At 71.8% G+C, this 12,934-nt stretch carries 11 protein-coding genes; 7 read left to right on the forward strand and 4 right to left on the reverse strand.

Annotated elements, in window-relative coordinates; all coding sequences use genetic code 11:
• Positions 1 to 47: 47 nt before the first annotated feature.
• The 5 genes from ACX9TP_RS05750 to ACX9TP_RS05770 all read left to right on the forward strand — a co-directional run bounded on the left by ACX9TP_RS05750 (position 48) and on the right by ACX9TP_RS05770 (position 5,739).
• Positions 48 to 2,324 (forward strand): serine/threonine-protein kinase, encoded by a 2,277-nt coding sequence (locus ACX9TP_RS05750; protein ID WP_482978706.1) that lies wholly within the window; start codon positions 48 to 50, stop codon positions 2,322 to 2,324.
• Between the two features lie 55 nt (positions 2,325 to 2,379).
• Entirely contained in the window at positions 2,380 to 3,216 is an 837-nt protein-coding gene (locus ACX9TP_RS05755; protein ID WP_482978707.1) for a hypothetical protein, read from the forward strand.
• Positions 3,217 to 3,230: 14 nt separating this feature from the next.
• Positions 3,231 to 4,055 carry a hypothetical protein gene (locus ACX9TP_RS05760; RefSeq protein WP_482978708.1) on the forward strand — a complete coding sequence of 275 codons (825 nt, stop codon included), beginning with the start codon at positions 3,231 to 3,233 and terminating at the stop codon, positions 4,053 to 4,055.
• A gap of 384 nt (positions 4,056 to 4,439) precedes the next feature.
• Positions 4,440 to 5,039, forward strand: coding sequence for an adenylate/guanylate cyclase domain-containing protein (locus ACX9TP_RS05765; RefSeq protein ID WP_482978709.1), 600 nt, complete (start codon positions 4,440 to 4,442; stop codon positions 5,037 to 5,039).
• 40 nt (positions 5,040 to 5,079) lie between these two features.
• Positions 5,080 to 5,739, forward strand: coding sequence for a glutathione S-transferase family protein (locus ACX9TP_RS05770; RefSeq protein ID WP_482978710.1), 660 nt, complete (start codon positions 5,080 to 5,082; stop codon positions 5,737 to 5,739).
• 61 nt (positions 5,740 to 5,800) lie between these two features.
• On the opposite strand, the gene ACX9TP_RS05775 is transcribed toward ACX9TP_RS05770, so the two are convergent.
• The 4 genes from ACX9TP_RS05775 to ACX9TP_RS05790 all read right to left on the reverse strand — a co-directional run bounded on the left by ACX9TP_RS05775 (position 5,801) and on the right by ACX9TP_RS05790 (position 9,673).
• Complete coding sequence (locus tag ACX9TP_RS05775) at positions 5,801 to 6,625, reverse strand: glycosyltransferase (RefSeq protein ID WP_482978711.1); 825 nt, start codon at positions 6,623 to 6,625, stop codon at positions 5,801 to 5,803.
• On the reverse strand, positions 6,622 to 7,221 hold the full coding sequence (locus ACX9TP_RS05780; RefSeq protein WP_482978712.1) for an HAD-IA family hydrolase: 600 nt from the start codon (positions 7,219 to 7,221) through the stop codon (positions 6,622 to 6,624). Before ACX9TP_RS05780 ends, ACX9TP_RS05775 begins: the two co-directional genes overlap by 4 nt.
• Before the next feature lie 16 nt (positions 7,222 to 7,237).
• On the reverse strand, positions 7,238 to 9,136 hold the full coding sequence (locus tag ACX9TP_RS05785) for a methyl-accepting chemotaxis protein (RefSeq protein ID WP_482978713.1): 1,899 nt from the start codon (positions 9,134 to 9,136) through the stop codon (positions 7,238 to 7,240).
• A 96-nt stretch (positions 9,137 to 9,232) separates the two neighbouring features.
• A complete protein-coding gene (locus ACX9TP_RS05790) occupies positions 9,233 to 9,673 on the reverse strand; it encodes a host attachment protein (RefSeq protein ID WP_482978714.1) in 441 nt (146 codons plus the stop codon).
• Between the two features lie 195 nt (positions 9,674 to 9,868).
• Here ACX9TP_RS05790 and ACX9TP_RS05795 point away from each other — a divergent pair, with 195 nt between their 5' ends.
• Entirely contained in the window at positions 9,869 to 11,077 is a 1,209-nt protein-coding gene (locus ACX9TP_RS05795; RefSeq protein ID WP_482978715.1) for a hypothetical protein, read from the forward strand.
• 7 nt (positions 11,078 to 11,084) lie between these two features.
• Positions 11,085 to 12,785, forward strand: coding sequence for a hypothetical protein (locus ACX9TP_RS05800; protein WP_482978716.1), 1,701 nt, complete (start codon positions 11,085 to 11,087; stop codon positions 12,783 to 12,785).
• The last annotated feature ends 149 nt before the right edge of the window (positions 12,786 to 12,934 follow it).

A 12,934-nucleotide genomic window follows, 5' to 3' on the forward strand; every position in this document is an offset into this window, starting at 1 on the left:
GGGGGGACAGGATAGAATGGGCTTTCGGGTCTGAGCGCCCATCCTTCATGCCTTCCTCCGTGACTCGCGATATCCCCCTCGGCACCGTCCTGAGGGAAACCTACGAAATCGTCGGCGTGCTGGGCCGGGGCGGCATGGGGACCGTCTTCCTGGCCAACCACCTGCGGCTTCCCGGCCGGCAGGTGGCCATCAAGGTGCTGCGCGGCGACGGGGGCCTGGGCAAGGAAGTCTATCTGCGCTTCCGCCGCGAGGCGGAAATCGCCTCGCGCCTGGGGCATCCGAACATCGTCGAGGTGCTCGACTTCCATAACCTGGAGGACGGCTCGCCGTTCCTCGTCATGGAGTGCCTGCGCGGGCAGCCCCTGTCCCGGCGGCTGCGGCGGGGGAGCCTGACGCTGGAGGAGGTGCTCTCCATCTCGCGGCAGATGGGCTCGGCGCTGCAGGCGGCCCACCGCGCGGGCATCGTCCACCGGGACCTCAAGCCGGGGAACGTGTTCCTCATGCCCATGGAGATGGGCGGCGTCGTCATGGAGCACGTGAAGCTGCTCGACTTCGGCATCTCCAAGGTCATCGACTCGCAGAGCATCAACACCCAGGGCGGCATCCTGCTGGGCACGCCGCAGTACATGGCGCCCGAGCAGGCCCAGGGGAAGAACCAGGAGGTGGACCCCCGGACGGACATCTTCGCCTTCGGGTGCATGGTGTACGAGATGCTGGCGCGGCGGCTCCCGTTCAAGGACGGGCCGCTTCCGGAGCTCATCTGGCGCATCGTCTATGACCCGCCGCAGTCGCTGGCGGCGCTGGTCCCCGGCCTGCCTCCGAACGTGGTGAAGGCGATTGAGCGGGCCCTGGAGAAGAAGCCGGAGAATCGCTACCCCGACGTGGGCAGCTTCATCGCCGAGCTGACGGGGAGTCCGCTGCAGACGCTGCCTCCCAGCGCCATTCCCGTGCCCGCCCTGTCGGTCCGTCCTTCCCAGCTGGAGACGGTGGGCGGAAGGCGCGAGCCCCCGGCCGCGAGCGCACCCGCGTCGAGGGCGGAGACGGTGTCGGAGCGGCGTCCGCTCCAGCCGTCCTCGGCCGCGTCGGTGGAGGCCTCGGCGAAGCGGCCCGTCGTCAATGTGCCGCTCCACGAGGTGTCCACCATGACGGTGGAGGGGCCTCCGGAGGCGATGGCTCCCCGGGCGGAGCCCGAGGTGCTGGTGACGCCTCCCGGAGGCGCCACGCACGTGGTGCGCCCGGACGTCGGCGTCGCCCAGGGGCCCGCGCCATTCATCGAGACGAAGCGCTCCGGGAAGCGCTGGTGGGTGGCGGCCGCAGTGCTCGTCCTCGTCGGTGCCGTGGGGCTCGCCGTGGGGCTGTCGCCGGGCGTCACCGGGCCGAAGCCCGACGCCCCCGTCGTGCGAGGAGATGCTCCTGTCGGACCGACGCCACCCCGCCCCGAGGTCGCGAACGCGGGGACAGGCGTGGGGCCCGCGCCGACGCGGCCCGAGCCGGGGGGCGTAGCGCCCTCGGGCACCGGTCCGTCCAGTCCCGTGCAGCCGGAGGCCGCGCAAAAGGGGCCCTCGCCGGGGGCCGTGCCCACGCAGCCGGGGCCGTCGGGCACGGCGCAGGTGATGCCCGCGCAGCCGGGGCCGTCGGGCACTGCGCAGGCGATGCCCTCGCAACCGGGGCCTTCCGCGCCGTCGGGCACGGCGCAGGTGATGCCCGCGCAGCCGGGGCCGTCGGGCACGGCGCAGGTGACGCCCGCGCAGCCGGGGCCTTCCGCGCCGTCGGGCACGACGCAGGTGCCGCCCGCGCAGCCAGGACCGTCGGGCACGGCGCAGGTGACGCCCGCGCAGCCGGGGCCTTCCGTGCCGTCGGGCACTGCGCAGGCGACGCCCGCGCAGCCCGGTACGACGCAGGCGGAGCCGCGACAGACCGCTCCGGTACCGTCGCAGCCGATGGCCGCGCAGCCTCCGGTGAACACGGGCACCTCCCCGTCCCCTTCCGACATGTCCGGTGAGGCGAAGACGCCCGGCGGTTCCGTGAGGGCGCGCACGCCGACGCAGAAGGGGAAGAGCCCGTCGGGGCCCATCTCCGAGGCGGCGCTGGTGGACCTCAAGGCGGCGGAGCGGGCCCTGGCGCGCGGGGACGCGGACGAGGCGCTGCACCTGGTCCGCCGCAGTCAGCGGGTGCAGGTCACCGGCACCTCCTACGCGCTCCTCGTCCGCGCGCACTGCCTCCAGAAGGACCTCTCCAATGCCCGCACCGCGTGGCCGAGCGTCCCCGCCTGGGAGCGCACCCGCGTGCGTCAGTACTGCAAGCAGTACGACATCGCGCTCTGAGCACCGGGCCCGCGCGTCGGGCCCGCGCCGAGCTTCCACCCCGAGGTGAGCTGCCTTGAGAAACCTGCTGGCCATGAGTGTCGTCTTCACCGTCGCGCTCGGCTGTGCCCGCGGCGTCCGTCCCACCGGCCCGGGCACCCATCCGGTGGCGAAGGGCACCGTCTACTCGGCCCCGAGCGGCGAGTCGGTGAGCGTCGTCCCGCTGCTGCCCCTCGAGGAGCGCAAGTACCTCATCCAGTTCCAGGTCCCCGGTGATGACCATGACGGGAAGGTGCTCCTCCACACCGCCACCGAGGACGGGACGGAGTTCTGGGCGCGCTGGCGCGGCCGGAACATGCGCCTCTTCCAGGAGCGGAAGAGCTTCCGGAGGAAGACCGGCGACTTCATGATTTCGAGCGTCCTGAAGGACGGCGTCATCCACGTGAAGCCCGACGCCGAGCGCACCGCCGCGCTGAGCTCCGAGGACGTCCAGGAGCTGTACCTGCGCCAGTTCTCGGACGGCACGCTCGCCAGGGGCGAGGCCTTCGACAAGGCCTTCTGGTCCAGGGACCATGACCGGCAGCTCGCCGAGGCGCTGAAGGCCCTGAACACGTCATGCGGCTCCTCGGTGACGGCGGCCATCACCTGGGACGCCATTCCCCAGAAGCTGCTCGATGACGGAGAGGCCATCGGCGGCTACTGCGCCAGGCCGCTCGAGGCGCTCAAGTCGCTGTGCGACGAGTCGGAGGAGGCGCGGCGCACCGTGCAGGCGAAGGTGAAGCGCGTGGACTGCCGCGCCGGTGAGCGCTTCTCCGGCCGCATCGAGGCGGACACCGTGCAGTGGAGCATCGCCCCCGGCGCGGACAGCATGGGCGCCGAGCAGATTACCCAGTACTTCATGGACACCCTCTAGGCGGGAGCCCGCGCATGTCACCCTCACGAGTCCTCGCCCTGGCGGTCCTCCTCTCCTCCGGTGTGTCCCCGGCCCTCGAGCCGCCCTGGGGCCCGGGGAAGAACCTGGGCCAGCGCATGGCCCTCGAGCGCACCTCGCTGTGCACCGACGGCAGCGGCCACTACGTCGCGTCCACGCCCTTCCCGGGCAAGTCCCACGTCCAGCTCTTCTACGGGGACGGGAAGCGCTTCCATGAGATGCCGCTGGCGCCCAACAGCCTCTGGATTCCCACGGGCTCATTCCTGGACCCGCGCTTCGAGAACCCCGAGGCCAACAGCAACGTGAACGACAGCGGCCTCGACCTGCGGCCCTACTCGCGCGTCGAGGTGGACCCGAAGGCGAAGACGTGTGCCGTCACCTGCGGCCGGCGCACCACGCCCTTCACGCTGGTGGAGCCCGCCCAGGCCCGCGAGCTGCTGCTCAAGGCCACCTACGAGCCGAGCCCGCAGAAGTACGCGCCGCATGCCCTGCTGCGGGACGCGAAGGGCGCCTACTACCTCGTGGAGAAGAGCACGCCCACGTCCGGCCTGAAGGGCTACCGCGTCTCCATCGGCCCGCGCGGCCGGCTCAAGCCGCAGCAGATGCTCAACGTCGTCGAGGACTCGAAGGGGGAAATCTTCTCCACGAAGGGCGGGGACTTGCAGCTCGTGCTGGACCGCGAGCAGCCCTCGTTCTGGGTTGTGAAGAAGAAGCGCAGGGAGCTGCGCCCCGTGCCCGTGGAGGACAACCGCCTGCTCATCTACAACGAGCTGGGCGTCTACACCGGCGCGCGCCTGGGCACGCCCTGCGACGACCTGTAGCCGACCTTCGCTCTGTCCTGACTCCGACCTCACCCGACCTCCCGAGTCCGCCCGTGGACAGCCCACGCGCGAACTGCTCGGGAGGTTGGTGCATTGCGTCAGTGATGACCTATCCTGATGGGAGTGAATAGGATGGTTTACGCAATGTCCACCACCTCGCAGTCCAGCCTGGAGCCGACGCCGGGGGGCCAACCTCCCCTGGCGCCTCCGGGGCCGGGGTTTGCGGGGGTGGTGGGGCTGCGCCCGTCGTACGGCCGCGCTCCCGGTGGCGAAGGGTCGTCCGGGGCCCGGTCCCAGCCGGGACGGGGGGCCCGGCTGGGACCGGGGACCCCGTCGTGAAGTAACGTCGTCCACTGTCTGTGCCGGGGGGAGGGGAGCTGAGCGATGGTGATGGAGGCACCGGAACCCAGGAAGCTTTCTGCGATCCTGTTCACGGGCATCGAAGGCCCGGGGCGGGACTCGTGGCGCGACGACGCGCTCCAACAACTCTGGCGTGACGAGCACGCGTCGCTGGTGCGCGAGCTGCTGCCTCGCCACGGCGGCCGCGAGGTGAAGCGGCTGGAGGACGGCTTCCTGCTGGAGTTCGAGGGCGGGCTGGCCGCGGTGGACTTCGGCCTGGAATTGCAGCGCACGCTGGCGGCGCGCAACGGCGGTGTCGGGGCCGAGCGCCGCATGGTGCTGCGCGTGGGCGTGCACCTGGGCATGGTGGTGCACCGCGACGGCGACGTGTTCGGCGAGGGCGTCAACCTGGCGGCCCGCATCGAAGCGCTGGCCCGGCCCGGCACGCTCTACGTCAGCGAGACGGTGGCGCGGCAGGTGGAGGGCCGGCTGCCCAGGCCGCCGGTGCGGCTGGGACGCGGGGAGATGAAGAACATCCGCCTGCCGGTGGCCGTCTACCGCATCGACCCGCCCGAGCGCCGCAACCGGGTGACGCTGCTGACACGGATGCGCTCGTTCCTGGGCCGCAGGGGGCCGGCGAACTGAAGCCCGCGCGCGCGGGGCCGGACGGCGTTAGGGTGCCGCCATGTCCCAGTCCCACGCCCCGCTCACGCTCGTCGTCGGTACGAAGAACTACTCCTCCTGGTCCCTCCGCCCCTACCTGGCGCTGGCCCACACCGGTCAGCCGTTCCAGGAGGTGGTGATTCATCTCGGGGAGCCGGACTCCACGCGGAACATCCTCCAGCACTCGCCCAGCGGGCGCGTGCCGCTCCTGAAGCACGGCGAGCTGTCCATCTGGGACTCGCTGGCCATCTGCGAGTACCTCGCGGAGACCTTCCCCGAGGCGCGCCTGTGGCCCGAGGACAGGGCGGCCCGCGCGGTGGCGCGCTCCGTGACGGCGGAGATGCACTCGGGCTTCGCGGCGCTGCGGCAGCACATGAACATGAACATCCGCGCCCGGAAGCCCGGCCAGGGCCGCGCGCCCGGCGTGGCGGAGGACATCACGCGCATCCAGGCCATCTGGAACGAGTGCCGCTCCCGCTTCGGCCAGGGCGGCCCCTTCCTCTTCGGCCGGTTCTCGATTGCAGACGCCTTCTACGCGCCTGTCGTCACCCGCTTCGTGACGTATGACGTGACGCTGGACGCGGTGGGCGCCGCGTACCGCGACGCGGTGCTCGCCCTGCCGTCCTTCCAGAAGTGGAGCGAGGCGGCGCAGCACGACAAGCCGGTGGCGAAGTACGACTGACGCCGCGGCGGACGCGCCCCGGCTGAGCACGTCGCGGCGGTGTCTCGCGCGAGGCCCGGCCTCAGCCGAGCGCGCCTTCTCGCACGCGCGTGAAGAGCTCGTCGTAGCGGCCCTCCGCATAGGCGCGCGCCAGCTCCGGGTAGCGGCCCTGGCGCAGCTCGCGGAGGTACGCGTACTTCGCGGCGTGGTAGCCCGCCACGGCCCACGCCAGGCGGGACGCGTCCGTGCCGCCGCGCCACAGCGCGCCCTTGAGCACGCAGTCGCGCACCCAGGCCGCCACCCGCTGCACGCCCACGGGCTTGAGTCGCCGGTGCTCGGCGTGCGCACGCAGGGCCCAGAGCAACGCGTAGCGCTCCTCCTTCGCCGAGCGTCGCGCCACCGACGTCGCGAAGCGGTGCTCAATCGGCGCGTGCACCCGGCCGCCCGGCATCTTCGGCAGCGCCTCGTGGACAATCTGCTCCGCCCGCCACATCGCCCGCTCCCGCCGCACCAGGCGCGCGCGCCACTGGGTGCGGAAGAGGAAGCGGTGCCCGTCCAGCTCCGCCCAGTCCCGCCGGGGCAGCCGGTACACCGCCTCGCCGGGCGAGGACGCCTTCCACGCGCGCAGCGTCTCCACCGCCTCCGCCGACAGCGACTCGTCCGAGTCCAGGAAGAAGACGTAGTCACACGGCCCCAGCGCCGCCACGGCCGCGTCGCGCGCCGCCCCGTAGCCTCGCCACGCGTGCGGCACCGAGCGCGCCCCCAGCGAGCGCGCCAGCTCCGCCGAGCCGTCCGTGGCCCCGGAGTCCAGCGCCACCACCTCGTCGCAGAGGGCCAGGAGCCCCCGCAGGCACGGCTTCAGCGTGTCGCGGTTGTCGCGGTGCAGGACGTAGCCGCCGAGCCTCACAGCCCCAGCCCCATCAGCTGCGCGTCGAACGCGTCCGCGGTGGTGAAGAGGTGGCCGCGCAGGCCGAGCGCGTTGGACGCGTCCACGAACTCCTGGAGGTCGTCGAAGAAGGCGGCCTCGTGCGGGGCGCAGCCCACGCCCTCCAGCGCCAGCCGGTAGATTTCCGGCTCCGGCTTCACGTGGCCCACCTCGCAGCTCATCACCACGCTGTCGAAGCGCTTCAGCAGCGGCAGCAGGGGCTTCAGGTACGCGGCATGGAGCGCGTTGGTATTGGAGACGAGCCCCAGCTTCACCCGCCCCACCAGCCCCTCCACGCGCGGCAGCACCGCGGCGTGCAGGGTGAAGTGGCTGCTCCAGAGCGGCGCGAACTCCGCCATGGGCAGGTCCACGCCCAGCGCGCGGCACACGTCCTGGCGGATGCCCTCGGCGTCCAGCAGGCCCCGGTTGGCGGCCGTCCAGCCCGCGCCGGTGAGCCGCAGGCCCACCTCCGGACCGGTGAGCCCCGCGCGCGCCGCCAGCCGCGCGAAGAGCAACGCGTTGTCATGGAAGACGAGGACGTTGCCCAGGTCCAACAGCACCGCCTTCACCGCCGCCATGCAGCCTCCTCGGAAGTCAGATTCGGTAGGCGCGTGCCACGGCCTGCATCTGCTCGGACACCTCTCGCAGGAGCGCCGCCGCCTTGGTGGTGGCCACCAGGCCCTGCTGGGTGTCGTTCATCATCGAGGACAGGTCCGTCACCGCGCCGAAGATTTGAGCGATGCCCGCGTTCTGCTGGGCCACCGCACCGGCAATCTGCCTCACCGCGGACGCGTTGTCCTGGATGATGGTGGCCAGCTCCTTCAGCCTGTCCCCGCTGCTGCGCACCTGCTCCAGCCCCGCCTCCACGCGCGAGTGGCCCGCCTCCGTCATCTTCGCGGTGGAGAGGATGGCGCTGCCCAGCTCGTTGAGGATGTCGCGCACCCGCACCGTGGAGTCGATGGACTGGTCCGCCAGGCTGCGGATTTCGCGCGCCACCACGCCAAAGCCCTTGCCGTGCTCGCCCGAGCGCGCCGCTTCGATGGCCGCGTTGAGCGCCAGCATGTTGGACTGGTCCGCCAGGTCCTTCACCGTCTGGGTGATGCCGCCAATCTGCCGCGTGCGCTCGTTGAGCTGGGAGATGCGCTCGGTCATCTGCCGGGACTGGTCCAGCAGGGACTGGAAGCCGCCGAGGCTGTCGCGGATGTCCTCCTCGCCCTCCTGGCCCGCCTCCTGCGCGCGCACGGCCCTCGTCAGCACCGCGTCCGCCTTCTCCGCGGCGAGCAGCGACGTCTGCTTGATTTCCTGCGCCGTCACCTGCGTTTCCTGCAGGGCGGAGGCCTGGCGCGCCACGTTGCGCTCCTGCTGGGCGGCGGCGCTCTGCAGCTCGGCCACGGTGTCGCTGAGCACGCGGGTGCCGCGGTGCAGGCTGTGCGCCGTGTCGCGCAGCTGCTTCACCAGCTGGCCGAAGGCATCCGCCAGCTCGCCCACCTCGTCGTCGCCCGCCTTCACGTCGAGGGCCTGGGTGAGGTCACCCTCGCGGACGATGCGCGTCACCGCCTCGCGCAGGGCCAGCACCGGCCGGGTGATGCCGCGCGCGAGCAGCCACGCGCCCGCCACGCCCAGCGCCAGGAAGCCGGCGGCCAGCAGCATCGCCACCGTGCGCGCCTGGCTCACCGGCGCATAGGCCTCGTCCGGGGACACCAGCGCCTCGAAGCGCCAGCCGTCGCCCGCGTCCTTCACATCCGTGCCGTTGACGGCCGACACCGCCAGCAGCTCCGCGTCCGTGCCGCCCGCCGCGCCGCGCGAGTCGTAGAGCACCGCGCCGTCCGGACGCCGCAGCACCAGGGCGAAGCTCTCGAGGTTGCGCTGGCTGGCGCGGACCAGCGAGGGGCGCACCAGCTCGTCCACCTGGGCCCAGTCGAAGGCGGCCATCAGCACGCCCATGCGGCGGTCCGACGCGGGGTCGACCACGGGCGCCGCCAGCGACAGCACGCGCACGCCGAGGACGGGGTCCTCCGTGGTGACGCCCTCCGCGGTGGTGCGGCCCTGCTGGGCCTCGCGGAACCAGGCGCTCGTGCGCACCAGCTCCGGGTCGGCCGCGTACGCGTCGCGCAGCGCCGGCATGCTGGCGGACACCGCGTGGCCCTCGTCGTTGAAGAGGACGATGCCGTTGAGGGTGAGGTAGCGGCGCTGGAGCAGCGTCAGCAGCACGTCCGCGGACTGGGTGTTGCCGGTGCGCAGCGCGGAGCGCACGTCCGAGTCCTCCGCCCAGTTGCGCAGGCTCGACTCGCGCTCGGCGAGCGTCGCCTCCATCAGGTCCTTCACGCCCTCGGCTTCCCGCAGCAGCGACGCGTGAATCTGCTCTTCCATCATCCGACGCGCGTTGCGCGTCTGGAGCCAGTTGAGCGTCAGCAGCGGAACGACGGACAGGAGGGCGACGTACAGGGTCAGGCGCCCGCGAAGCGAGAGGGCACCCAGGAAGCGAAGGGACATGTGGCTCGGGGCTCGGAGGACGGGGGCCCCCCGAGGAGGTGGCCCCCGCCCTATACCAGAGCCCCGCGCGCGCGGGGGCCTTCCGCGCTCCCTTGCCTAGAGGACGGGCACCCGGTCGGGCAAGTCCCTGGCTGGCACGTTGGAGTAGTCCGCGTCCACGTCCAGCAAGACGCGCTGCTTTACCCGCGAGCTCAGCAAGCGCCGCACGCGTCCCAGGAATTCAGGAGGCGCTGCGATGACGAGTTTGTCGAAGGCCTGGCGATCATGCCCCTTGTCCAGGAAGTCGGACAACTCGCGGGCGAAGCGGTCATGCTCCAGCTCCTTGCGCCCGTTGGGCTCGTTCTCCGGGGGCGGGCCGTGGAGCGTGCCTGCATTCGGGTTGTCCGGCTGATTGAGCAGCTCGAAGGCCTTGGCGCGGCTCTCTTCGTGCTGGAACTCCTCCACCAGTCGCCAGTCCCCCTGCGCCTTCGCGTCCGTCGCGAAGAGCCGTGCACGGCTCGCGTTCCCCACGAGAATCCAGAGCGTTCCATCCGCCATGTCGTTTCTCTCCTTTAGGAAGGGAGATGAGGACCGGCGTGGCCCCCGGCAAGCTTCCGTCACCGAGCCGAGCCCCCGTCGTGCGCAGGGCAGGCGGCCATGTCCCACCCTTGCCTGACGGGGTTGCCTTCACGGAAGGGGTGCACGGACCAGGATCATTCCGTTGTGGGGGGGTGACAGGGTAGAACGTTCAGTATGCGTATTCCCGCCGCCTCCTCTGTCGCCCTGCTGGCGCTCGCGCTGTGGGTCCACCCCGCGTGGGCCCAGGAGCAGGGCGGGCTGGGCCTGGACCTCAGCAGCGACACCACGACGCAGGAACAGCCGGGCGACATGGGGCTGGACCTGCGGGCGGACGACCCGAAGACGGAGCTGATGCCGCGCTTCGTGCTGCTGGGGCTGGACACGCCCGAGCGGGCCGGCGCGCAGCAGTCGGCCGTCTGGCTGAGGGCGCTGGCGCGCGGGGCCATGTCCTCCGGGATGGTGACGCTGGGGGCCAACCTCCAGGAGGCGCGCGAGCGGCTGGCGGATGGCTATGACGCGGCGGTGCGCTGCGCGGAGGCCTCGTGCCTGGCGGAGCCGGCCGAGTCGCTGGACGCGGACCTGCTCACCACCGCGCGGCTGTCCCTGGAGGACGCGGGCTGGACGCTGCGGGCGTGGACGTATGACCGGGACCGGCGCGTGGTGCACGAGGACGTGGTGACGGGGCGCAACCCGAAGGACGCCGCCTTCCAGAAGGAGGCCACCACCAAGCTGTCCAACCGGATGATGGCCCTGGCCCGGCCGCGCGCGGTGCTGAAGGTGAGCGTCAACGTGTCCACGGCGGTGGTGAAGGTGGGCGAGCGCATCCTCGGCGTGGGCAGCGTGGAGGCGCGCCTGCCCCCGGGCACCGCGCAGCTCGAGGTGTCCGCGGACGAGTACAGCACCTTCACCCGGACGCTGAACCTCAAGCCCGGCGCGCGCGAGGCGGTGGAGGTGCGGCTGGAAATCTCGGGCCCGGCACCGGAAGGCCCCGGCGACGACGCGGTGGCGAGGGCGTCGGGCCGCGGCGGCGGCGGCGCTTCCATCTTCAAGCGGCCGGCGCTCTACACCGCGCTGGTGGGCCTGGCGGCGGTGGGCGTGGGCATGGTGATGGGCAAGAGCGCCAAGGACGTGGAGGCCCGCGCGGGCGACGCGGACGGGGACGGCATCTTCGACGTGAGCCGCAAGGAGCGGCTGGACGCGCAGTCGCAGGCCAACCTCGCCACGGCGCTCATCGCCGGAGGCGGCGTGGTGGCCGCCGGCAGCGTGGTGTGGCTGGTGGTGGTGCCCGCGCGCAGTACCCCTTCTTCCTCGCTGGAGCCGGGCGGGCGCGGCGATGCCGCGTCCTCCACGGCGCTCCACCTCGTCGTCGGCGGGAGCTTCTGAGCCTCTTATGAAGACCTTCAATCCCTGGCTGCGCTCGCTCTGCGCCCTGCTGCTCCTGTCCGGCGCGGCGGGCTGCAAGGTGGAGTTCCCCAACGACGTGCCCTACACCTGCGACGCGGACGCGGACTGTGGCGGCGACGGCTACCTGTGCACGGCGCTGCCCAACGACGGGCCGAAGTACTGCTGCCTCCCGGAAGAGGCCGAGCGCTGCAACAACGTGGACGACGACTGCGACGGCGCCGTCGATGAGCTGGACACGTCCTGCTACACGGGCCCCGAAGGGACCAGCGGCCATGGCACGTGCCGCCCGGGCCTGTCGGCGTGTGACCGCAACGGCGCCATCATCTGCGTCAACCAGGTGCTCCCGGTCAACGAGGAGTGCAACGGCAAGGACGACGACTGCGACAACAGCGTCGACGAGGACTTCGACCTCCAGTCCGACCCGGGCTACTGCGGCCGCTGCGACGTGGCCTGCACCTTCCTGCAGAACTGCGTGAATGGTGAGTGCGTCCGGCGCGGCGAGCTGGACTGCGGCAACGGCGTGGACGACAACAACGACGGCCCGGCCGACTGCGCGGACCGCGACGACTGCGACAACCAGGCGTGCGGCGAGGGCTGCGTGTGCCGCAACGGCCGGAGGACGGAGGCCAACTGCGGCGCCGGTGGCGACGAGGACAACGACGGGCTCACCGACTGCGCGGACCGCGACGACTGCGACAACAAGGCCTGCGGCACGGGCTGCGCGTGCGTGAATGGCCGCAAGGAGGAGACGGAGTGCGGCAATCAGACGGCCCAGAGCGCTCCCATCGACGATGACGGCGACGGCTCCGCCAACTGCCTGGACTCGGACTGCGACCGGCAGGCGTGCGGCGACGGGCAGATCTGCCAGGTCAACGCGTGCGTCGAGGGTGACTGCGCCAACGGCGTGGACGACGACGCCAGGAACGGCATCGACTGCGCGGACACCGCGTCCTGCACCGGCGAGCCCTGCGGCCAGGGCTGCACGTGCGGCGGCGGCAAGCGGACGGAGACGGACTGCACCGACGGCATCAGCAATGACGGTGACCCGGAAATCGACTGCGCGGATTCGGACTGCAACACCAAGGTGTGCGTGGCCGGCGAGTCGAACACGGCGTGCGTGTATTCCGCCACGGCGCCCCGGTGCGCGGAGACCAACTGCCGCGACACCCGCGACAACGATGGCTCCGAGGGCGCCGACTGCGCCGACCGCCTGGACTGCGACTACGCCATCATCTCCCAGCCCTCGGGCCAGGTGCCCTCGCAGATGTGCATCGGCGGCGCGGTGCAGGAGACCAACTGCTCCAACAACGCGGACGACGACGGCGACGGGAAGACGGACTGCGTCACCGGCAATGCGGACGAGAACTGCGTGAGCGGCGAGTGCGGCGTCGGCTGCGTTCTGACCAACTGCACCCGCAGGGAGACGAGCTGCGGCGATGGCCGGGACAACGACGGCAACAACGGCACCGACTGCGCGGACCGCGCCGACTGCGACAACCAGTCGTGCGGCGCCGGCTGCATCTGCGACACCGGCAACAAGAAGGAGACCATCTGCAACGACCGCCTCGACAACGACGGCAACAACGGCATCGACTGTGCGGACAGCGCGGACTGTCCGCAGAACACCGCCTGCACGCGCAGCAATGGCACGGCGGGCACGTGCCAGCCCAACAGGACGTGTGGGTGATCGCCTGACCCGCGGCGGGGTCCTCTTCCGAGTCCCCGCCGCGCACCCCGCTTCCCACCTCGTTTCGACTCCAGAGCCCCCGCGTCGTGAACCCGTCACCCCCGCACTGTTGGCCAGCCGTCAGTCACCGGCGGGGGGCTGCGGCCCCG

This window comes from Pyxidicoccus sp. M15 (assembly GCF_056858435.1).